This window comes from uncultured Sneathiella sp. (assembly GCF_963973085.1).
GTDB lineage: Bacteria > Pseudomonadota > Alphaproteobacteria > Sneathiellales > Sneathiellaceae > Sneathiella.
This window is the reverse complement of sequence record NZ_CAXAXA010000004.1, coordinates 341881-363683: the sequence shown is the minus strand read 5'-3', so window position 1 is coordinate 363683 and position 21803 is coordinate 341881. Positions and strand designations below refer to the sequence as shown.

At 53.7% G+C, this 21803-nt stretch carries 17 protein-coding genes; 7 read left to right on the top strand and 10 right to left on the bottom strand.

The window, feature by feature from the left end; genetic code table 11:
* Window positions 1-101 precede the first annotated feature (101 nt).
* The 6 genes from AACZ19_RS12470 (at window position 102) to AACZ19_RS12445 (ending at window position 8986) form a co-directional block, all read left to right on the top strand.
* Complete coding sequence (locus tag AACZ19_RS12470) at window positions 102-1544, top strand: NAD(P)-dependent oxidoreductase (RefSeq protein WP_339634389.1); 1443 nt, start codon at window positions 102-104, stop codon at window positions 1542-1544.
* 15 nt (window positions 1545-1559) lie between these two features.
* Entirely contained in the window at window positions 1560-6122 is a 4563-nt protein-coding gene (gene gltB / locus AACZ19_RS12465) for a glutamate synthase large subunit (protein WP_339634387.1), read from the top strand.
* 214 nt (window positions 6123-6336) lie between these two features.
* On the top strand, window positions 6337-6609 hold the full coding sequence (locus AACZ19_RS12460; protein ID WP_339634385.1) for a hypothetical protein: 273 nt from the start codon (window positions 6337-6339) through the stop codon (window positions 6607-6609).
* Between the two features lie 86 nt (window positions 6610-6695).
* Window positions 6696-7364, top strand: a complete 669-nt coding sequence (locus AACZ19_RS12455) for a glutathione S-transferase family protein (protein WP_339634383.1) — start codon at window positions 6696-6698, stop codon at window positions 7362-7364.
* Window positions 7345-8511, top strand: coding sequence for a tRNA epoxyqueuosine(34) reductase QueG (queG, locus tag AACZ19_RS12450; RefSeq protein ID WP_339634381.1), 1167 nt, complete (start codon window positions 7345-7347; stop codon window positions 8509-8511). The genes AACZ19_RS12455 and queG overlap by 20 nt, the downstream gene beginning before the upstream one ends.
* Window positions 8498-8986, top strand: coding sequence for a class I SAM-dependent methyltransferase (locus AACZ19_RS12445; RefSeq protein ID WP_339634379.1), 489 nt, complete (start codon window positions 8498-8500; stop codon window positions 8984-8986). Before queG ends, AACZ19_RS12445 begins: the two co-directional genes overlap by 14 nt.
* A gap of 5 nt (window positions 8987-8991) precedes the next feature.
* Here the strand turns inward: AACZ19_RS12445 and AACZ19_RS12440 are convergent, their stop codons facing one another.
* From AACZ19_RS12440 to AACZ19_RS12395, 10 genes are all read right to left on the bottom strand, one after another.
* Entirely contained in the window at window positions 8992-9789 is a 798-nt protein-coding gene (locus tag AACZ19_RS12440; RefSeq protein ID WP_339634378.1) for a glucose 1-dehydrogenase, read from the bottom strand.
* 96 nt (window positions 9790-9885) lie between these two features.
* Window positions 9886-10698 carry an exodeoxyribonuclease III gene (gene xth, locus AACZ19_RS12435; RefSeq protein ID WP_339634376.1) on the bottom strand — a complete coding sequence of 271 codons (813 nt, stop codon included), beginning with the start codon at window positions 10696-10698 and terminating at the stop codon, window positions 9886-9888.
* A 22-nt stretch (window positions 10699-10720) separates the two neighbouring features.
* Window positions 10721-11314 carry a hypothetical protein gene (locus AACZ19_RS12430; protein WP_339634374.1) on the bottom strand — a complete coding sequence of 198 codons (594 nt, stop codon included), beginning with the start codon at window positions 11312-11314 and terminating at the stop codon, window positions 10721-10723.
* Window positions 11315-11377: 63 nt separating this feature from the next.
* Window positions 11378-11995 (bottom strand): outer membrane lipoprotein carrier protein LolA, encoded by a 618-nt coding sequence (locus tag AACZ19_RS12425; RefSeq protein ID WP_339634372.1) that lies wholly within the window; start codon window positions 11993-11995, stop codon window positions 11378-11380.
* Between the two features lie 96 nt (window positions 11996-12091).
* Complete coding sequence (locus tag AACZ19_RS12420) at window positions 12092-14467, bottom strand: DNA translocase FtsK 4TM domain-containing protein (protein WP_339634370.1); 2376 nt, start codon at window positions 14465-14467, stop codon at window positions 12092-12094.
* Window positions 14468-14476: 9 nt separating this feature from the next.
* Window positions 14477-15670, bottom strand: a complete 1194-nt coding sequence (locus AACZ19_RS12415) for an aminotransferase class I/II-fold pyridoxal phosphate-dependent enzyme (RefSeq protein ID WP_339634369.1) — start codon at window positions 15668-15670, stop codon at window positions 14477-14479.
* A gap of 146 nt (window positions 15671-15816) precedes the next feature.
* The gene (locus AACZ19_RS12410) at window positions 15817-17046 is read right to left on the bottom strand and encodes an ammonium transporter (RefSeq protein WP_339634368.1); all 1230 of its coding nucleotides are present in this window, start codon (window positions 17044-17046) and stop codon (window positions 15817-15819) included.
* A 226-nt stretch (window positions 17047-17272) separates the two neighbouring features.
* Entirely contained in the window at window positions 17273-18598 is a 1326-nt protein-coding gene (locus tag AACZ19_RS12405) for an ammonium transporter (protein WP_339634367.1), read from the bottom strand.
* A 10-nt stretch (window positions 18599-18608) separates the two neighbouring features.
* Window positions 18609-18947 (bottom strand): P-II family nitrogen regulator, encoded by a 339-nt coding sequence (locus AACZ19_RS12400; RefSeq protein WP_207041894.1) that lies wholly within the window; start codon window positions 18945-18947, stop codon window positions 18609-18611.
* Window positions 18948-19150: 203 nt separating this feature from the next.
* Complete coding sequence (locus AACZ19_RS12395) at window positions 19151-20518, bottom strand: amidase family protein (RefSeq protein ID WP_339634363.1); 1368 nt, start codon at window positions 20516-20518, stop codon at window positions 19151-19153.
* A gap of 52 nt (window positions 20519-20570) precedes the next feature.
* Here AACZ19_RS12395 and AACZ19_RS12390 point away from each other — a divergent pair, with 52 nt between their 5' ends.
* Window positions 20571-21800 carry a UbiH/UbiF/VisC/COQ6 family ubiquinone biosynthesis hydroxylase gene (locus tag AACZ19_RS12390; RefSeq protein WP_339634362.1) on the top strand — a complete coding sequence of 410 codons (1230 nt, stop codon included), beginning with the start codon at window positions 20571-20573 and terminating at the stop codon, window positions 21798-21800.
* Window positions 21801-21803 lie beyond the last annotated feature (3 nt).

The window sequence follows — 21803 nt, the reverse complement described above, 5'->3', positions numbered from 1 at the left end:
CCGGAAGCTGTGCGTCAAATCTGACTTTGTAATTGTAATATGATTGACTGTAAATATGGATAGCTGGACCTGGCGTGGCGGGTTCGGAACGGGAATAGCTGATGACTGAAAAAATGCTGAAATTTGTCTCGCTGGAAAAGAAAATGCCAACGAAGCGTGCTGCGGACTCCCGGCGCCAGGATTTCAGCGAGATTTATGATGAATTCAACAGCGACCGCGCGACGGAGCAGGCAAGCCGCTGTTCACAATGCGGTATTCCCTATTGTCAGGTCCATTGCCCGGTTCAGAATAATATCCCGGATTGGCTGATGATGACTGCCGCCGGGCGCCTGGAAGAGGCTTATGAAGTCAGTCAAGCGACTAACAATTTTCCGGAAATATGCGGGCGGATTTGCCCGCAGGATCGTCTGTGTGAAGGGTCCTGCGTAATTGAGAAAGGTTTCGAATCTGTCACAATTGGCGCTGTAGAGAAATACATTACTGATACCGCATGGGAGAAGGGCTGGGTGAAGCCAACCGTTCCGCAGCAGGAGCGGGATCAATCCATTGGTGTGATCGGCGCGGGTCCCGGCGGCCTTGCGGCGGCGGATCAGCTTCGTAAAAAGGGCTATCAGGTGCATGTTTATGATCGCTATGATCGGGTTGGCGGGTTGATGATCTACGGCATTCCCAATTTCAAGCTTGAAAAGGAAGTGGTTGAGCGGCGTGCAAAGCTATTGAATGACAGCGGGGTTACCTTTCACCTGAACTTCGACGTCGGCCGCGACGCGACCCTCGCAGAACTTCGCGCGAAGCATGATGCCGTCATTATCGCGACCGGTGTTTATAAATCGCGGGACATTTCCATGCCGGGTAGCGGTGTTGACGGCATTGTTCCAGCGCTGGAATATCTGACAGCTTCAAATCGCAAAGGGCTGGGCGATTCTGTCCCGGAATTTGAGGATGGAACGCTGAATGCTGTGGATAAAAACGTCGTTGTTATCGGTGGTGGCGATACAGCGATGGATTGCGTACGCACTGCCGTGCGTCAGGGCGCTAAGTCTGTTAAATGCCTCTATCGGCGGGACCGCAAGAACATGCCAGGGTCATTGCGCGAGGTTGAAAATGCCGAGGAGGAAGGCGTTGAATTTGTCTGGCTTTCTGCGCCCAAGGCGTTTCTGGGGGATGATACCGTGCGCGGCGTTAAGGCAATCAACATGCATTTGGGGATTGCTGATTCAACGGGACGTCAGGTGCCGGTGGAGATAGAAGGCTCAGAGCATGATATCCCCTGCGATCTCGCTATCAAGGCATTGGGTTTTGATGCCGAGGATATTCCACAGCTGTTCGATGAACCAGGCCTTGAGGTGTCACGCTGGGGGACAGTCGCCGTTAATTTCAAGACGGCGATGACCAATCTTGAAGGTGTGTTTGCCATTGGTGACATTGTGCGCGGGGCATCTCTTGTTGTCTGGGCTATTCGTGACGGACGGGACGCGGCGCAATCTGTACATCAGTTCCTTATGGAAAAACAAAGAAACGAACAGTCGGCGCTGGCCTCTTAACGGAGTGAGATGAACATGAAAAAGCAAATTGAAAATCAATCCGCTAACCTCTCCGCCGGTGAAGAGTTTGTTAAATCCTGGACGGAGAATGCCGCTCATTTACAGGCAAACGGTCTTTATGATCCGGCCGAGGAAAAAGACAGCTGCGGTGTCGGACTTGTGGCTGCTATTGATGGCAAGCCATCGCGTTCCGTTGTTGAGGCGGGTATTGATGCGTTGAAGGCTGTCTGGCATCGCGGGGCCGTTGATGCGGACGGTAAAACCGGCGACGGTTGCGGCATTCATGTGCAAATTCCGCAGGACTTCTTTAAAGAGCATATCGTTCGCACCGGTCATGAGCCCATCGATGGCAAGCTGGCAGTCGGTATGGTTTTCCTGCCGAAAACAAATTTTGAGGCGCAAGAAACCTGTCGGACAATTGTCGAGAGCGAGATACTTGCTTTTGGATATTATATCTATGGCTGGCGCCAGGTACCGGTCGATGCGAGCATCATCGGGGAAAAAGCTAACGCCACCCGCCCTGAAATCGAGCAGATTATGATCGCGAACACGCGCGGTGTGGACGATAATGAGTTTGAACGCGACCTGTATATCATTCGCCGCCGGATCGAGAAAAAGGTCCTTGCGGCACATATCAGTGGCTTCTACATCTGTACGCTTTCCTGCCGTTCCATCATCTACAAGGGAATGTTTCTGGCGGAACAGCTTTCCAGCTTTTATCCTGACTTGCTGGATGAGCGGTTTGTTTCCACCTTTGCGATTTATCACCAGCGTTATTCGACGAACACTTTCCCAACATGGAACCTGGCGCAGCCGTTCCGTATGCTGGCCCATAATGGCGAAATCAATACAATCCGGGGCAACATCAACTGGATGAAAAGCCACGAAATCCGCATGGTCTCCAATACATTCGGTGATAAGTCGGATGATGTGAAACCCATTATTCAGGCGGGAAGTTCGGACAGTGCGGCCCTGGATGCTGTATTTGAAGTGCTGGTCCGCGCTGGACGTAGCGCACCAATGGCAAAAACCTTGCTGATCCCGGAAAGCTGGGCGAATAAGGAGAATATGCCGACGAAACACAAGGCGCTCTATGCCTATTGTAACTCGGTGATGGAGCCATGGGATGGCCCGGCGGCGATCTGTGCGACAGACGGACGCTGGGTCATTGCCGGAATGGACCGTAATGGTCTCCGTCCGCTGCGCTATACGATCACCGGGGATAATCTGCTGCTTGTCGGTTCTGAAACCGGCATGGTTCCGGTCAATGAATCCCGGATTACACGAAAAGGCCGCGTTGGTCCCGGTCAGATGATCGGTGTCGACCTCCAGAAAGGTCGTTTCTATTTTGATCGTGAATTGAAAGACAAGATGGCGAATGCCCAGCCTTTCGACAAATGGATCGAGAATACGGTGGATCTTGGCAGCAAAATTTCGGGATCACCGGAAACCCGGAAGTTTGACCGGACAAATCTGCGGAAGCGTCAGCTTTGCGCCGGCTGGTCACTTGAGGATCTGGAATTGATTGTCCAGCCTATGGTGGAAGATGGAAAAGAAGCAGTCGGCTCTATGGGCGACGACACGCCGCTTGCCGTGCTGTCCAAGCAATATCGCGGTCTTCACCATTATTTCCGGCAGAGATTCAGTCAGGTGACAAATCCGCCAATTGACAGCCTGCGCGAGCGCAGTGTCATGACGCTCAAGACCCGTCTTGGTAACCTGAACAACATTCTGGATGAGGATAAGAGCCAGGCGGAAATCCTGTCACTTGAATCACCTGTGCTGACCAATGGTGAGTTTGACGCCATGCAGGAATATATGGGTGACGGCGCTCAGGTCATTGATTGTACCTTCAATGTTGAGGATAGACCGGATGCGCTGACTAACGCGCTTCGGTATATCCGGACAGAGGCGGAAAACGCTGTTAGGGGAGGGTGCGCCCACCTGATCCTGAGCGATATAACCTGTGATGAATCACGCGCGCCTATTCCCTCTATCCTGGCGGCTGCGGGTGTTCATACGCATCTCGTGAATGAAGGACTACGCACCTTTACATCCATAAATATCCGGTCGGGTGAATGTCTCGATGTGCAATATTTTGCCGTTCTGATTGGCGTGGGGGCAACAACGGTTAATGCCTACTTGCTGCAGGAAGCTATTATGGATCGCCATGAACGGGGTTTGTTCCCGGGTCTGGATGTTCAGAGCTGCCTTGCCCGTGCCAAGGATGCGATAGATCAGGGTCTTTTGAAGGTTATGTCAAAGATGGGCATATCCGTCATCAGTTCCTATCGCGGCGGGTATAACTTCGAAGCCGTGGGTCTGTCTCGGGCGCTGGTGGCGGAATTTTTCCCCGGCATGCCATCGCGTGTGTCCGGAATTGGCCTGCCAGGCATTCAGCACAAGGTGATTGAACAGCACACTAAAGCTTATCGCGAGGATGTCATCAGCCTTCCTGTCGGAGGGTTGTATCGATACCGCGCGTCCGGGGAGGTCCATTCGTTTGATGGTGAGTTGGTGCATTTGCTGCAAACAGCGGTCGAGAAGGACAGCTACTCACTTTACAAAAAATACAGTGATGGGATGCGCCGGATGGCGCCGGTCAATTTACGCGATCTTCTTGATTTCAAGTCCCAACGTCAACCGATCTCCATCGATGAAGTCGAGAGCATTACGGAAATTCGCAAGCGGTTTGTAACTGGCGCCATGAGCCTTGGCGCCCTCAGCCGGGAGGCACATGAAACACTCGCAATCGCCATGAACCGGATCGGCGGCAAGTCCGACAGCGGTGAAGGTGGTGAGGATGTCAACCGTTACAAGCCACGGGCCAATGGCGATAACGCCAATTCCGCAATCAAGCAGATTGCCTCGGGTCGTTTTGGTGTCACAGCCGAGTATCTGAACAACTGTGAAGAAATCGAAATCAAGATTGCGCAAGGTGCGAAACCCGGCGAGGGAGGGCAGTTGCCGGGCTTCAAGGTTTCGGAGATGATTGCGAAGCTCCGGAATTCGACCCCCGGTGTTACCCTGATTTCGCCGCCACCGCATCATGACATCTACTCAATCGAGGATCTAGCCCAGCTCATTTATGACCTGAAGCAGATCAACCCTGAGGCCCGGGTCTGCGTCAAACTCGTCGCGGAAGCAGGGATCGGTACCGTCGCGGCCGGTGTGGCCAAGGCAAAGGCGGATGTCATCATGATCTCCGGCAACTCTGGCGGCACTGGCGCGAGCCCGCAGACGTCGTTGAAATATGCCGGTGTACCATGGGAAATGGGACTGCCGGAGGTCAATCAGGTGCTGACCTTGAACAAGCTTCGCCACGGCGTTTTGCTGCGGGTCGATGGCGGCATGAAAACCGGCCGTGATATTGTCATCAGCGCGATGATGGGCGGAGAGGAATATGGACTTGGTACCGGCGCGCTGGTAGCGATGGGCTGTATTCTTGTACGCCAGTGTCATTCAAATACATGTCCGGTTGGCATTTGTACCCAGGACGAGGATCTGATCAAGAAATTCGAAGGGAACGCCGACAAGGTTGTGAATCTGTTCAGCTTCCTTGCTGAAGAGGTGCGCGAGATTCTGGCCCAACTCGGATACCGGTCCTTGCAGGAAATTATTGGGCGTAGCGGACTGCTCTCGCAGGTCAGCCGTGGCTCTGCCCATCTTGATGATCTCGATCTGAACCCGCTGCTGGCGGAAGCCGATGCCGGAAACAATCCGCGTTACTGCGTCAATGAAGGGCCGGTCCCTGTGCCGGAAACGCTGGATGCGCAGATGATCATGGACGCGGCCAGCGTGTTCACCAAGGGCGGTGAGAAGAAGCAGCTTGCCTACAGCATTCGTAACACGCATCGGGCTATTGGCACCAAGCTGTCATCGCGGATCGTTCGAACATTCGGGATGACTGGGCTGGAGCCTGGCCATATCACGGTTCGGCTTCGTGGCTCAGCCGGCCAGTCCCTTGGTGCTTTTGCAGTTCAGGGATTAAAGCTCGAAGTACTTGGTGATGCCAATGATTATTGCGGCAAGGGACTGTCGGGTGGCAGTATTGTTGTCCGTCCCCTGACATCAAGTCCGCTCAAATGGAACGAAAATGCCATCATTGGCAATACAGTTCTTTATGGCGCAACCTCAGGATCGCTCTATGCGGCCGGTCAGGCGGGAGAGCGTTTCGCTGTCAGAAACTCGGGTGCGGTTTCCGTGGTTGAGGGCTGCGGCACCAACGGGTGCGAATATATGACAGGCGGTCTGGTGGCGATTTTGGGGTCCGTTGGAGACAATTTCGCGGCCGGAATGACGGGCGGGATGGCATTCGTTTATGACATTGATGATGTCTTGCCAATTCACATAAATGGCGAATCAGTCGTTTATCAACGACTTGAATCCGCTCATTGGGAAGAGGTCCTGAAAAAAATGATCGCGGATCATGCTGAAAATACTCATTCTGAGTTTGCCCAAGCCCTTCTTGCCGATTGGGATTGGGAGCGGGAGAAGTTCTATCAGGTTTGCCCGAAAGAAATGTTGAACAAGCTGGAACATCCGATATCAGACGAGATTGCCCAGCAAACAGCTTGAGTAAGAACAATCCTAAAACATATAGCCGGAGCCGAAACGCTCCGGCATTTTTTCGGCAGAATTTGCCGCAAACCGGGTAGAATGTCCCTCCTGGTAACGAATTTCGTATGGCAATGCTGTAAATAGCGCAGAAAAGACGTCTTCAAATTGGCATGGAGTTTGCTGTTGTTTAGGTAAATCGAGAACATGAATTATGTTTGCTGGAGATACCAAAATGGAAAACACAACGTCCTTCAATAATCTGGAAACTGGTTTGTCCGCCGGCACATATGCCGATCCCATCATTAGCATGGTGGATGTCAAATGGGCCGCACGCCGCTTCATCCTTGTCTATGGCGAGGAGGCACCGGAAATGGCGCTTCGGCAAGTTGATCGGCTGGACCAGCTTGGCAAGTTACGGGTTGCGGAAATGTTTGAACGTATCCGGCGTGAATGCGCGCGGCTTCTTCAGCGGAGTGAGAGCCTTCGTATATATCCTGTGAACTGATAGGCGGTTTAGCTGGCCGCAACATTTTTAGGAAAACCTGCAATCAGCCTATTCTACATTCCGGCCGCATGGGTTAATGTCCCCCCATGCGAACACTGTATCACTTCTGGATTTCGCCCGCTTGCCGTAAAGTCCGTTTGGCATTGGCAGAAAAAGGGTTGAAATTCGAACTTAAAATAGAAAAACCATGGGAACGACGACGCAATCTTCTCGCCCGCAACCCGGCGGGAGAGGTGCCTGTGCTGGTGGATGAGAACGATATCACTTTGTCTGACAGTCAGGCGATTTGCGAGTATCTTGACGAAACTTATGAGGACGTTCCGTTGCTCCCCAAGGATCGCCTTGACCGGGCAGAGACACGGCGCCTTGTCGGCTGGTTCGACCGAAAATTTTTCACCGAGGTGACGGATAACCTGGTTGAAGAAAAGATCATGAAGAGACTGACCAAGTCGGGGACACCGAATACCGCCGCCATTCGCGCCGGGCATCACAATATTCATTATCATCTCGAATATATTACCTATCTCGTTGAGCGTCGTTCCTGGCTGGCCGGAGATGATTTCAGTCTTGCCGACATCGCCGCGGCGGCTCAATTGTCCAGCGTAGATTATCTGGGGGATGTGCCGTGGGAGCATCATCCATCTGCGAAAATATGGTATGCCCGGGCTAAATCGCGTCCGAGCTTCAGGCCTATTCTGGCGGATAATCTACCTGGTATGCCCGCGCCATCTCATTATGCCGACCTTGATTTCTGAGCCAGATAACTCTCCCGTCGATAAAGCGCGTATTCGCGAAATGGCGAAGGCTGAGGGTTTCGATGCGGTCGGGTTTGCACCCGCCGATATTGGGGAGACTCCCGGTGACCGGCTACAGGAGTTCATCGCGCTCGAGCGTCATGGCGATATGGATTGGATTGTCGAGAAAGCGGCGTGGCGCCGTCATCCGCAGGCCCTTTGGCCCGAAGCGCGGACCGTTATTGTGCTGGCCCTGAATTATGGTCCAGAGACAGATCCACTCACCCATACTGGAAAGGCTGATCGCGGCGTTATCTCCGTTTATGCGCAGGGCCGCGACTATCATGATGTGATCAAGAAGAAGCTCAAGCGTATCGCGCGCGGGCTCATCAGGGATCATGGCGGGGACGTCAAGGTGTTTGTTGATACCGCGCCGGTGATGGAAAAGCCCCTCGCGGCGGCGGCAGGCCTTGGCTGGCAGGGAAAGCACACCAATCTATTAAGCCGGGAGTTTGGATCCTGGCTATTTCTTGGATGTATTTTCACGACGCTCGATATTCCGTCAGACGCCAGGGAAGAGGGGAGCTGCGGGTCCTGTACCGCCTGTCTTGATATATGCCCAACCAATGCCTTTCCGGCGCCCTACCAGCTCGATGCCACACGCTGCATTTCTTACCTTACAATTGAAACGAAATCGCATATCGAGCGCGACCTGCGGCCACTGATAGGGAACCGGATATATGGCTGCGACGATTGTCTGGCCATTTGCCCCTGGAATAAATATGCGAAACATGCCAGGGAATTGAGCCTGAAACCAAAGCCGGCGCTTACGGCTCCAAAACTGGCAGAGCTCGCAACGCTGGATGATACCGCCTTTAGGGCGCTATTCGCCGGGACACCGGTAAAAAGGCTCGGGCGTAATCGGTTTGTCCGAAACGTATTGATTGCAATTGGCAATGGCGATAACTGTGAAGACCTTGAGGTTGTGACGCCACTTTTACAGGACGCGTCGCCAATTGTCAGGGTGGCGGCTGTCTGGGCTGTGGGTCGGCTTGCCGACGCTGAGTCGTATAACCGGTTGCGGGACGAAATAACCGAACAGGAAACAGATAACGATGTTCTCACCGAATGGCGATTAAGCAAAGGGTACCAAAATGAGTCGGCTTGATAGTTTTATACGGCGGGTGAGTGCACAGCGGGATTGCCTGAACCATGCTGCCGCCCTTATCGACGATATGCCCGGAAGCGTTTTGGAGCTCGGCCTCGGAAACGGCAGGACATATGATCATTTACGCTTTCTCATGCCGGAGCGGGATATTTATGTGTTCGATCGTCATGTGAAAGCGCATCCAGACTGCATCCCAGATGACGATCATATGATTGTCGGGGATTTTCTGGAAACCCTGCCGATTGCCGTTGAACGAATGAAAATGAAGGCGGTTCTGGCCCATTGCGATATTGGTTCCGGCGACAAGGCCGCGAGTGTCGCACTTGCAAAGATGCTTGGAGAGAGCCTTCCGAGGCTGCTGGTGTCCGGCGCCGTTATCGTCAGTGACCAGCCATTTGAAATGGACATTTGGCAAGCCCAGCCACTCCCCGGCAGCGTTGCAGAAGGCCGCTATCATATGTATCGGCAGCTTTAGGGGCTTTAACGGGCGAGATAACCGCCATCCGCAACGAACTCGGCCCCCGTTACAAATCCGGCCTCGTCGGAGGCTAGATACAGGATCATTGAGGCGATCTCCTCCGGCTTGCCAAGACGGCCAAGAGGGTGCGACTGTTTCAGCCGGGTTTCTTCTGCTTCGCGTTCGCTTTCGTCGATTTTATCGAATCGCCGCATCACCATGGGCGTTTCGATATATCCCGGATGCACCGAGTTTACCCGGATGTTGTAGCCTTTTTCAGCGCATTCAATGGCCGCGGCCTTGGTGAACAGCCGGACACCGCCCTTGCTGGCGGCATAGGCGGAAATATTGGACAACCCAACAAACCCGAGGACGGAGGAGATGTTAATGATGGACCCGCCGCCGGTATCCTTCATGCTGTTTACAACGGTTTGCGTTCCCAGAAAGGTGCCGTCCAGATTGATTGAAATCGTTTGCTTCCAGAAATCGTATGACATATCTAGCAGGCCCTTTGCCCGGCCGATACCCGCAGAATTAACGAGAATATCCAGCCGTCCCCATCGCGCAACAACGGCATCAACAACTGCGTGCCATTCATCGGGATTAACGACATCAAGGGTTTGGTAAAAAACGTCATAGCCTTCGTCTGCGAGGGTAGCTGCAAGTATCTCGCCCTTGTCCTGTCCGATATCGGTAAGGGCTACTTTCGCTCCCTCACGCAGGAACCGCTCGACAGTAGCCCGGCCAATGCCCGAGGCTCCGCCAGTTACCAAGGCGATTTTTCCGTTCAATCGGCCTGCTGCATTTGAACTCTCTGACATTTTCGCTCCCCAATTTTTATTATTGTCTGGGAACTTTGCCGTAAGCCCCATCGTCGGGCAAGCCTAAAGCGGCAAATTGTTGAGCGGAAGCCTTGGCTATCTCATGCCGGTAAGGTCGAAATCGACAATGACGGGCGCATGGTCAGATGGCTTTTCCCAGTCGCGTGAAGTGAACGCAATTTCCATCGCTTTCAAATGCGGCTTTAGGGCTGGGGTTACCCAGACATGATCAAGCCGCCGCCCGCGATTGGAGGCCCTCCAGTCACGCGCGCGATAACTCCACCAGGAAAACAGGGGCTCGGGTTCCGGCACAAAATGGCGCATTGCATCGATCCAGCCGTGAGACTCATACATCCGTGCCATATGCTCCACTTCGATTGGGGTATGGCTGACAACCTTCAAGAGTTGTTTGTGGTTCCAGACATCGGTCTCAAAAGGAGCAACATTAAGATCGCCTACCAGAATCATTTTATTGTCATCCGTGCGGCGTTCGGCAAACCAGTCTGCCATTTCCGTCATGAAATCCAGTTTGTGGGCGAACTTGTCGTTCAGGGCGACATCAGCAATATCGCCGCCTGCCGGGACATAGAAATTATGGATTTCCATCCCGGTTTCAAGCGTAATGGCGAGGTGCCTCTTATCATCCTTGCCGCACCATTGAATGGGCTCTGTCGTGACAAAGGGAATTTTTGAGAAAATCGCAACGCCATTGTAACTTTTTTGTCCGGCAATGGCGTAATGTTCATATCCCATCTTGGCAAAACTTTTAAGCGGGAATTCGTTGTCGGTTACCTTCGTTTCCTGAAGGCACAGGATATCCGGCTGACTTTGCTCGACAAATGTTTCCACATGGGCAAGGCGGGCGCGAACGGAGTTGACGTTCCAGGTGGCGACACGCAGATGACTCATTTTTCCTCTTTCTTGGACAATTCTAGAAAATATTAAAGCTGCTGCCGGTAATGGCAATTGGCCAATGGCCATGCTCAAAAAGCCTGTATTTCAGGGCGAAGGGGTGGGTGTCTTCTTCTCCCGCGGCGAGAACAAGCGCTGCCTGATGACAGCTCTGCAGAGCTGATCCGGCAGTGGCGCGGATCAGTTCCTGATCTTCGATCCCGGCGTCCATTGTGGCGGCCTCCACCGCGTTATTGATGATATCGGAGGCCGTGGCCGAGACATGGGTGAGTGCGAGATTGAGATCCTCTTCGCTCATGAGTTCAAGGGCGGATGTTGTCAGCGCCATCCGTAACTGTTCTTCTGCGTCCCACCATTCGCTGTTGAATTCCGGATTGGCGGCGGCATAGGCTGCATCTTCCCAATTTTCTACCTCAGCGACAAACACACCTGGAAATCCCAGCCCGTCCATATAGTCGCGGGCTGCAGTCACGCTATCCTGATCCAAAGGTTCACCCACCTCGCTAAACCAGGGAATTGACGGAATCAGCTTATTGAAGCGGACAACGGATATTAACGTCGGATAATCTTCGATGTCTGGAAGATCTTCATCGAACTCGTCGTCATATTCCATATCAGGACTCCGGCTGTTAAACATGACCGATTTTCTAACATGGAACAGGAGATAAATTCATTCTTATTCGTATTGGCTGTCGAAGAAGGTGAACAGTTCAGGCTTCAGCTTGATATTCTTCTCCACCTTGCCAAGGCTGATGCTTGTGACCTGCCCTTGTGCATCGGTTACAAGCCATTGGCGCAGCTGAAGCGGATTATCGCTGAAGATCAGCACGATATTACCCTCATCCGGATTATCCGTATCGACAATGGTCAGGCGGATTGTACTGGCATCATTCTCAACTTTGGTGACGGTAACATCATCACTCAGATCGGCATTTTCCTTAAGCAGGACGTTCACCGGTGTTGCTGAAAGCGGCAGGCGCGTTGTCTCCTTGAGCTCCTTGTCATGGAAGACGAGCCAGAGACCATCCGCGACCACAAGGATCTGGGCAGGTGGTTTATACTCAAACCGCATGCGGCCGGGCTTGCGCATATAAACCTTGCCTTCGGCGATCCCACCAGCAGAGTCGATTTGCAGGAAATCGGCTTTCATGGTCTTGATGGTATCAAGGTAGGCCTCGACCCGATCAATCTCGGCCTGATCCTGTGCATTCAATTCCGCAATAGCGGGGGACGCGCTGATCGTTACTATCAGTAGCGTAAATAGGATTTGGGCTGGTTTCAGCATATAACGCATTCAATTCTCACCTAGGGATCGAAGGTTGGCTCTTTCGCCAATATTCTCCAAATATGGGAATGCTTTGGGGAAAAAGCCAGAAAAAAGCCTTTTCCTTTATCGTTCGCGGTCATTGATGTCCCGGGCCAGCACTTCGCGCTTACCCACATGATTGGCAGCCCCGATGACACCTTCTTTTTCCATCTGGTCAATAATCCGTGCGGCGCGGTTATAGCCAATTTGCAGATGCCTTTGCACGAAGCTGGTGGAGGCTTTTCGCTCCCGGCAGACAAGCTCGACGGCGCGATCATAGAGTTCATCGCCTGAATTTCCGCCGGGCCCGCCCATCATGCCATCGAAATCGCCCTGATCCTCTTCAGTGACTTCTTCCTTGTAATCGGGTTCGCCCTGCGCTTTCAGAAAGCTGACGACCTGTTCAACCTCTTCATCGGAGACGAACGGGCCATGGACACGTTGTACCCGTCCGGCACCCGGCATATAGAGCATGTCACCCTGACCAAGGAGCTGCTCCGCGCCCTGTTCCCCAAGGACGGTGCGACTGTCAATTTTTGAGGTAACCTGGAAGCTGATCCGTGTTGGGAAGTTCGCCTTGATGGTGCCGGTGATGACGTCGACGGACGGACGCTGGGTTGCCATGACCACATGCAGCCCTGCGGCACGGGCCATCTGGGCGAGGCGTTGTACCGCTACCTCGATATCCTTGCCAGCAACCATCATCAGGTCCGCCATTTCATCGACGATGATGACGATCATGGGTAACGGTTCCGTATCGAGGGCACGTTCCTCAAATACCGGCTCTCCGCTTGCTGTGTCGAAACCTGTCTGAACGGTCCGTTTGAGGACCTCGCCCTTTTTCTGGGCCTCGCGAATACGCTGGTTGTAGCCATCAACGTTTCGGACACCAAGCTCCGCCATCTTGCGATAACGTTCCTCCATCTCCTTAACGGCCCATTTAAGGGCAACTACGGCCTTACCCGGTTCGGTAACCACTGGCGCCAGCAAATGCGGAATTCCGTCATAGACAGACAGTTCCAGCATTTTCGGGTCAATCATGATAAACCGGCATTCTTCCGGAGACAGCCGATAGAGCAGGGACAGGATCATCGTATTGACGGCAACGGATTTACCCGAGCCGGTCGTGCCGGCGATCAACAGATGTGGCATCCGGGACAGGTCCGCCACCACCAGATCACCACCAATATCCTTGCCAAGCGCAAGAGTTAGTTTTGAGTTTGTGCTTTCGTAGGCAGCGGCCGAGAGGAGTTCCCGCAAAAACACCGTTTCCCGCCGCTGGTTCGGAAGCTCGATGCCGATGGCGTTGCGTCCGGGGATCACGGCAATACGGGTTGAAATGGCGCTCATGGAGCGGGCAATGTCGTCAGCAAGCCCGATGACACGTGAGCTTTTCAGCCCCGGCGCAGGTTCCAGCTCGTACAAGGTCACTACCGGTCCGGGACGCACACGGCTGATATCGCCTTTAATCCCATAGTCATCGAGCACGGATTCAAGCAATCTGGCGTTCTTGGACAATGCCTCCTCACTGACGGGTTTGGATGCTTGCTTTGCGCTCGGGAGTGACAGGAGATCAAGCGGCGGCAATTGATATTCATCCGCCGGACCAAGCTTAAGTGCGGGTTGTTTTTCTGCGGCAACCCGTTTGCCAACGGCGGCGCTGGATCTGCGCTGCTCGATCTGTGGTTCGATGGCTTTGCGTACTTCCGGCACCTTTGACTTTTTAAGCCGCGCTTTTTTCTTCCGTGGCGGCGCGCCCGATTCTTCGTCTTCCGCCGCATCTATGTCATCGGCATTGCCGCGAAAGCGGAAATCCCGCAGATAGCCGGGCGCCAGCAGCAATGTTTGCACAATGGCTTTCAGCGAAAGACCGACAATCCGCCATTCCTGCCCGGAGACACCAAACGAAATAAGGAGAAGGACGGCAGCAATTACCAGAAAAATTGGACCGAGAATTGCCGGATGAATATTGATACCGATTTGCTGGCCGGCCACGGTCACGGAGTTGAAGATGACCTCTCCAACAATGCCGCCGTATCCGGAATTAAGAGGCCAGCTATCGGCAACCGGCAAGGCGGCCAACGTCGCCGCAGCAAACGATACGCCGAAAGGAAGTACCGCCAGATGGATCCATCCCCAGCGTAATCCACGATGAGACATCACACGCCAGGCCCAGGCGATCAGTCCAAGAACCAGCGCGACGGCGCCGAATCCGATCGTTTGCAGTAACAGGTCCGCAAGATGTGCGCCGCCGAGACCCAGAAAATTACCTGCCGGATTAGCAGTCGCATGATTGAAATTCGGATCATCCGGTGAGTAGGAAACGAGGGATAAAATACAGATCAGCGCAAGTATAAGAAGTGCAAATCCACCCAGCTCGATAAGCCGTCGGTGAAGAAAATCTACGCTTCCACTCGGCAACAGGGAAATTGATTTGGAGCCTTTTGATTTAAACATCATACTTGTATTCTATAAGCTATTGGCCAACCTAGATAAAGCCTCTTTGCTGTTTTCCGGTTCAGCGACGAGGGCAACCCGGATGTAAGGATCTCCCGGGTTAATACCATCAGGGCCAGCAACACTCAAATACTGGCCCGGCAGCACCCGGATCGCGGCCTTTGTCCAGAGGCGTTTGGCCGCCTCGACACCATCGCCGACATCAAGCCAGAGGAAAAAGCCGCCTTCGGGGCGGTAGAATCCGAATTCCGACCCAAACAACTCTTCGGCCATATCGAATTTGGCGCGATAGAGGGAACGATTTTCCTCGACATGGGCATCATCGTTCCAAAGTGCTGTGGCCGCGGCACAGACCGGCAGGGGCGATGCGGCGCCCGAGAAACTGCGTAAGTTCAGAAATGTCTGAATGAGCGGAGTTTCGCCAACACAGAACCCGGACCGAAGCCCCGCCGCGCTGGAACGTTTGGAAAGGGAGTGAAAGGCCAGCACAGGATCCAGCGCGCCTCCCTCCTGGGCGCAGATCTCGAGAATTCCCGTGGGGGGTGTTTTATCGTAAATCTCCGAATAGCATTCGTCTACGATCAGCGTGAAGTCATGCTTGCGCGCAAGTTCCAGGGCGGCTTTCAGATATGCCGCATCCGCGACGGTTCCCTGGGGATTGGACGGATTGCACAGATAAAAGGCAGATGTTCTGTTCAGCAGCTCCGGGTCGAGAGCGTCGAGATCGGGAAAGAAATGTGTCGCTTTTCCGGCAGGTAGAAAAACCGGCTCCGCACCGGCCATTACCGCCGCTGCGTGATAGACATGATAATAGGGTGTTGGCAGTAAAATTGCCGGTTGGGGCTGGTTGTGACCGGCCCGCTCCGTAAGAACGGAGGCGATCATATACAACGCTTCTTTTGTACCATTTACTGGCGCGATATTGCTGTCGGCATCTATCATCCCATCTGGGAGATCATAGCGGCGATTGAGCCATCCCGTGATTGCAGTCCGTAATTCCGGCGTTCCGGCAATTGGCGGATATTTGCCATATAGATGCTCATTTGCGCGCAGTGTATCAATCATCAACTGCGGCGGTTTATGTTGCGGTTCTCCGATCGTCAGGATCAGCGGCTCCATGCCCGGTGCCGACGGCATCGGATCGAGCAGTTGGCGGAGGGCCTCAAAGGGAGAGCCGCGTAAATGGGACAGTTCGGAATTGATCATATGGCCTTGATGCCGATTACAAATGGTATAAAGCGCGCCAAAATCTAGTTAATTCGCGGTGACGATACAAGCCGCATGATAGGTTGCGGCCTGTTATTTGCCTTGAACGTGCTTTTATACCACTGTTTCCGGCGTCATGGCGCCGATCAGCGCACGTCTTCTTCCGGATAGGCGCCGATTTTATGGATGCTGAGATCCGCACCGAGAAACTCATTTTCCTCGGATAGGCGGATGCCGCTGATAGCCTTTAGGGCGCCATAGACAAGAAATCCGGCGAGAAGCGCGTAGGCGCATCCCAAAAGGCTGACGACAAGCTGGGCAAAAAAGCTCACTCCGCCGAGGCCTCCAAGGGATTCAAGCCCGAAGATACCCGCCGCGATGCCGCCCCAAAGCCCGCAGAGACCATGCAGGGGCCAGACACCAAGGACATCATCCACCCTTAACCTGTTTTGACAGATGGTAAAAGCAACGACAAACAGAGCGCCAGCTATGGTGCCCGTCGCTAAAGCGCCGATGGGATGCATAATGTCTGACCCGGCGCAGACGGCAACCAGGCCCGCAAGCGCGCCGTTATGAATAAAACCCGGATCGTTACGACCGACGATGAGAGCCGCAATGATGCCACCCACCATGGCCATCAGCGAGTTCATTGCCACCAGGCCGGATATGCCGCCGATTGACTGGGCGCTCATGACATTAAAGCCGAACCAGCCAATACACAGTATCCAGGATCCTAAGGCGAGAAACGGGATGTTGGATGGCGGAATACCGATAACACGACCGTCTTTTGTGTAGCGCCCTCGCCGGGCGCCCAGCAATAGGACTGCCCCAAGGGCGATCCAGCCGCCGATGGCATGGACAACAATTGAACCCGCAAAATCATGGAACCCGACACCAAAGAAATTCTCGATCAAATTTTGAATGCCGAAATTCCCGTTCCACACGATGCCTTCGAAGAACGGGTAAATCAATGCGGTCAGGATTGCCGTCGCGATCAGCTGTGGCCAGAATTTTGCCCGCTCCGCTATGCCACCTGAAATGATCGCCGGTATGGCAGCCGCAAATGTGAGCAGGAAAAAGAACTTTACCAGATCATAACCGTTGCTGGCAAAGGAATAGCCTTCAGCGGTGGTTTCACCTGAGAGAACCGCCGCGTTGACGAGAAAATCGACACCATAGGCAACTGAATAACCAATGAAAAAATAGCTAACTGTTGATACGCCGAAATCGGCAAGGATCTTGACGAGTGCGTTCACCTGATTTTTACGGCGAACGGTGCCTACCTCAAGAAAGGCGAAGCCGGCGTGCATGGCGAAAACCAGAATGGCCCCCAGCAGCACGAACAAAACGTCCGTGCCCGAAATTCCGTCAGACATTTAACTAAACTCCCTCATGATATTGCCGCGTTGGGGCGCGGATTGCATTCTTTGTATCAAGGATTGTGCCAAACGAGGGTTTAGGGGCTTAACTGCGGTTTGCAGGCGGTCGCCAGAAACCAAAAGCGGAAAATGCTCAAGAAATAGTCATCGCAATGACTAAAACTTGAGCATTTGCCGATATGTTGCGCAGAATTTCTTCTGCGCAACAGGCTATGTAGAGGGATTAGAAGGACTGAGAACCTTGCCCAAACTCAGGGTAGGCTTCAAGTCCGAGCTCTGCTTTGTCGAGCCCTTCAAGCTCGTCCTCTTCGCTTGCCCGGATACCGATCGTGAATTTTAGGATCAGCCAGAAGACAGTGCTGAGAACAACTACGAAGGCGCCGATGGCAATGATACCGGTCAATTGAGCGACGAAGGTCACTTCCGGATCGGAAATCGCAACAGCGATTGTACCCCAGATGCCGCAGAACAAATGGGCCGGAATGGCGCCGACGACATCATCGATTTTCAACTTGTCGAGCAATGGAACAGCAAAGACAACGATGACACCACCAAAAGCACCGATCAGGATTGCCATGCCGAGGGTTGGATCGGCAGGTTCCGCCGTGATGGAGACCAGGCCGCCGATCGCACCGTTCAACGCCATGGTAAGATCGACCTTCTTGTACATGATCTGAGTAACGATCATCGCCGCGATCACGCCGCCTGCAGCGGCCATGTTAGTGTTGGCGAAGACGTTAGCCATCTCGATTGCACTGGCGGCCGAACCGAGCGCCAGAACAGAACCACCATTAAAGCCGAACCAGCCGATCCATAGAATAAACGTTCCGAGCGTCGCAAGCGGAAGGTTCGCACCGGGGATCGGATTTACTCTACCTTCGGAAGTATACTTGCCTCTACGAGCCCCAAGAATGATGGCACCTGTCAAGGCAGCCCAGCCCCCAACTGAATGGACCAGTGTCGACCCGGCATAATCGGAGAAGCCCATCTCGGCGAGCCAGCCGCCACCCCATACCCAGGAACCCTGGATTGGGTATATGATGGCCGTCAGAAGGACGACGAAAAGGAGGAAAGACCACAGCTTGATCCGTTCAGCCAGAGCGCCTGATACAATGGAGGCTGCAGTTGCCACAAAGACCATCTGGAAGAACCAGTCGGAGGAAGCTGAATAACCGCCGTCCGCAAAAGTTCCGGCAAGAGCTTCAGCATCATCTGGTGCCCAGAACGGGCTGAAGCTTCCGATATAGCCGGAAACGTCCATATACATCAGATTGTAGCCAACAAGGTAGAAAGTAAGGCCGGCGACTGAATAAAGAGCAATATTCTTAAGGCAGATCGTCGCGGTATTCTTGGACCGGACGAGACCGCTTTCCAACATGGCAAAGCCCGCCGCCATCCACATGACGAGAGCGCCGTTCACCAGGAAGGAGAAGGTGTTCAGAACATAGGCGGTTTCACTATCGACTGCCGCGAAAGCAGGCACGGCGCCGAGAAGAGCAAAGGCCGCAGCGGAGGCGGCGGCAGTTTTTATGTATGTCAAGTTACGCATCAATATTCTCCTAGAGCGCATCTGCGTCGGTTTCGCCCGTGCGAATACGGACAACATTCATCAAATCGAAAACAAAGATTTTTCCATCGCCGATCTGTCCGGTTTTGGCCGCACCGGCGATGGCTTCCACCACCTGTTCAGCCAGATCCTCTTTTACGGCAACTTCAATTTTAATTTTGGGGAGAAAGGAGATGGCATACTCCGCACCACGGTATATTTCCGTGTGCCCCTTTTGTCGGCCATACCCCTTAACTTCGGTTGCTGTCAGCCCATCGACACCAATCGATGTCAGGGCGTCGCGCACTTCATCAAGTTTGAAGGGCTTTATAACAGCCATAACCAGCTTCATGATGCTCACCTCTTTGACTTGTTCGTGACCGGGAAAGAATGATCCCGGTTTCGGGTCTTTTTTTTCAAGACCCGTGCCAGTTGAGGCCCGACGAAATTTTTAATTTGTTATCAAAGAGTTAACAAGGGGGTGCTAAAAAAGAGGGCACTAAGAGAGCCAAAAAATGATTAATAATTATGCAAATGTGCGTATTTGCCTAAAATTTAGACATTTAGTGGCTTTAGGGCCTGCTCCGCCGCCGCGGAAAGGCGTAACAGCTTTCCTTCAGTGTTTCCCGGTGCCATCAGCATCATGCCAACGGGAAATCCGCTTTCCAAGCCACACGGCAGTGTCGTGGCGCAAAGACGTAGCAAATTTGCGAGGCGTGTCAGGCTGATCGACATAAGCGTCGCGCGAAGGTAAGCCTCAATACTTTCGAGGAGCGGGGCGATCGCCGGGGGATGTTCCGGTTGCGTCGGGCCGACCACAAGATCATATCCCGCAGTTTGCAGCAGATAGTCGGCTGTCAGCTTTTCCATGCCGCGATAGAGTGCGGCAGCGTCTACAGCCGAGAATTTCTCTGCTGCCAGAATACGTTCTGCTATCGGCGCGTACATGGCGCCCGGGTTGGCGCGTATCTGATCCCCATACATCATGCAGGCCTCAATGGCCGCCGGGCTTCCATGTCGGGCGGAGAGTGCCACCGCATCATTGAAGGCTGGCACCGGCCCTTCCGTGATTTCTGCGCCTGCCACCTTTAATAACGACAGGCCCTCTTTCACCCGAGAAAGTATTTTAGGGTCACAGAGTTCGTCAAACTGGCTTGTCGCGCGCAGGATTCTCACGCCTTTTAAAGATACGCCCGAAAGGTCGGGTTTTGGCCTACCGGATAAAATGGAATAGAGAATGTTTGCGTCCGCGACATCCTTGGTAAGTGGTCCGACGGTATCCTGTGAGTAGGAAAGCAGCATCGCGCCCTCCAGGGAAATTTGCCCATGAGTTGTTTTAAGGCCTGTCAAGCCGCACCACGCCGCCGGGATGCGAACGGAACCTGCTGTGTCCGAACCGATCGCCGCCGGTGCCAGCCCTTCCGCAACGGAAAGCGCGGCTCCGGCTGACGATCCGCCAGGTACTCTTTCCATATTTTTATCGAAGGGATTCGGCCCTGTGCCTGTCCAGGGGTTGACGCCGATACCTGAAAAGGCGACATCCGGCATGTTCGTTTTCCCAAGGCAGACGAGGCCAGCGCGGCCTGCTCGTGTCAGGCATTCTGCATCTCTGGTCGGCACCCGACCTTCAAAAAGGCGCGATCCACCCTCCGTTGCAATACCGGCAGTATCAAACAGGTCTTTCCAGGAAATTGGAACGCCATCCAGTGGGCTGAGCCGTGTGCCATTTTTGGCGCGAACTTTGGCGGCTTCCGCTTCTTTTAATGCTCGCTCTTCTGTCAAGCGGACATATATACGCTTCTGCGGGTCATGCTCTTTGATCCGGCCAAAAAAATATTGCGCAAGTTCAATTGGATCAATTGCCCCTTCGCCTATATGCTGCCCTAGTTCAAGGGCTGTCAAGTCGTGCCAGTTCTTTGTCATGGCGGCAGGTTAGGCCTATATCCGAAATGAGGCAATAGAGGTAAAGAGTTAAATGGCGGCGAAGATGGCGGGCAAGACTATTGAAGCGGATATTCTTGTTGTGGGCGGGGGACTGAATGGTCTGCCGTTTGCGATTGCGGTCGCGGCGGCGGGTCTGGAAGTCGTCTTGCTGGAGCGGGAAAAGCCAGCTAAACTTGTTGACGCAAAATTCGATGGGAGAGTGTCCGCCATTGCGCACGCATCGCGCAACCTGCTGCTAGCGTCCGGTGTCTGGAAGCATGTCTCCGAGAAGGAGCCGATGCTGGATATCCGTATTACGGACGGTCCCTCGAAATGTTTCCTCCATTACGACCACCGCCAGCTTGGAGATGAGCCTTTTGGACACATGGTTGAAAACAGGCATCTTCGTGAAGCTCTCTACCGGCGTGCCAAGGAAATACCGACATTGACCGTTTTGGCACCAGCGGAATATCGGTCGATCACGCGAGATAGTTCCGGGGTGACAGCGCAACTTGAGTCAGGTGATATTTTAACCGCGCGACTTGTTGTTGGCGCCGACGGACGTAATTCTCCGCTTAGAAAAGAAGCAGGCATCAAGACGGTTGGCTGGTCCTATGACCAGATGGGAATTGTATGTACAATTGCTCATGAAGTGCCGCATCATGGTGTTGCCCAAGAGCGTTTTCTCAACCCCGGGCCCTTCGCTATCCTGCCGATGACGGGCAACCGTTCCTCTCTCGTCTGGACCGAACCTACCAAGCGGGCGAACGTAATCATGGCACTTGGCGAAGAAGACTTTCAGCGGGAAATGGCGAAACGTTTTGGGGATTATCTCGGAAAACTGGAGGCGGTTGGCCCACGCTGGAGCTATCCGCTGAGCCTGCATCAGGCGGAAAGATATGTGGATGAACGTCTTGCGCTGATCGGGGATGCCGCCCATGGCATGCATCCAATTGCCGGACAGGGCCTTAACTTAGGCCTGCGCGATGTGGCGGCGCTTGCCGAGGTGGTGATCGATGCAGCCCGGCTCGGCCAGGATATTGGCGGTACCATGACGCTTGATGATTATCAGAGGTGGCGCCGGTTTGACAGCTTGACCCTGCTGGCGATCACGGATGGCCTGAACCGGCTTTTCACAAATGATATTGGTCCTGTCCGGCTCGCGCGTGATCTTGGCCTTGCGGCAGTGAACAGAATGCCCCCTTTGAAGGGCTTTTTCATGGAACATGCGCGCGGTACGGTTGGTAAGATGCCCCGGCTTCTTCGCGGTGAGGCGCTCTGACAC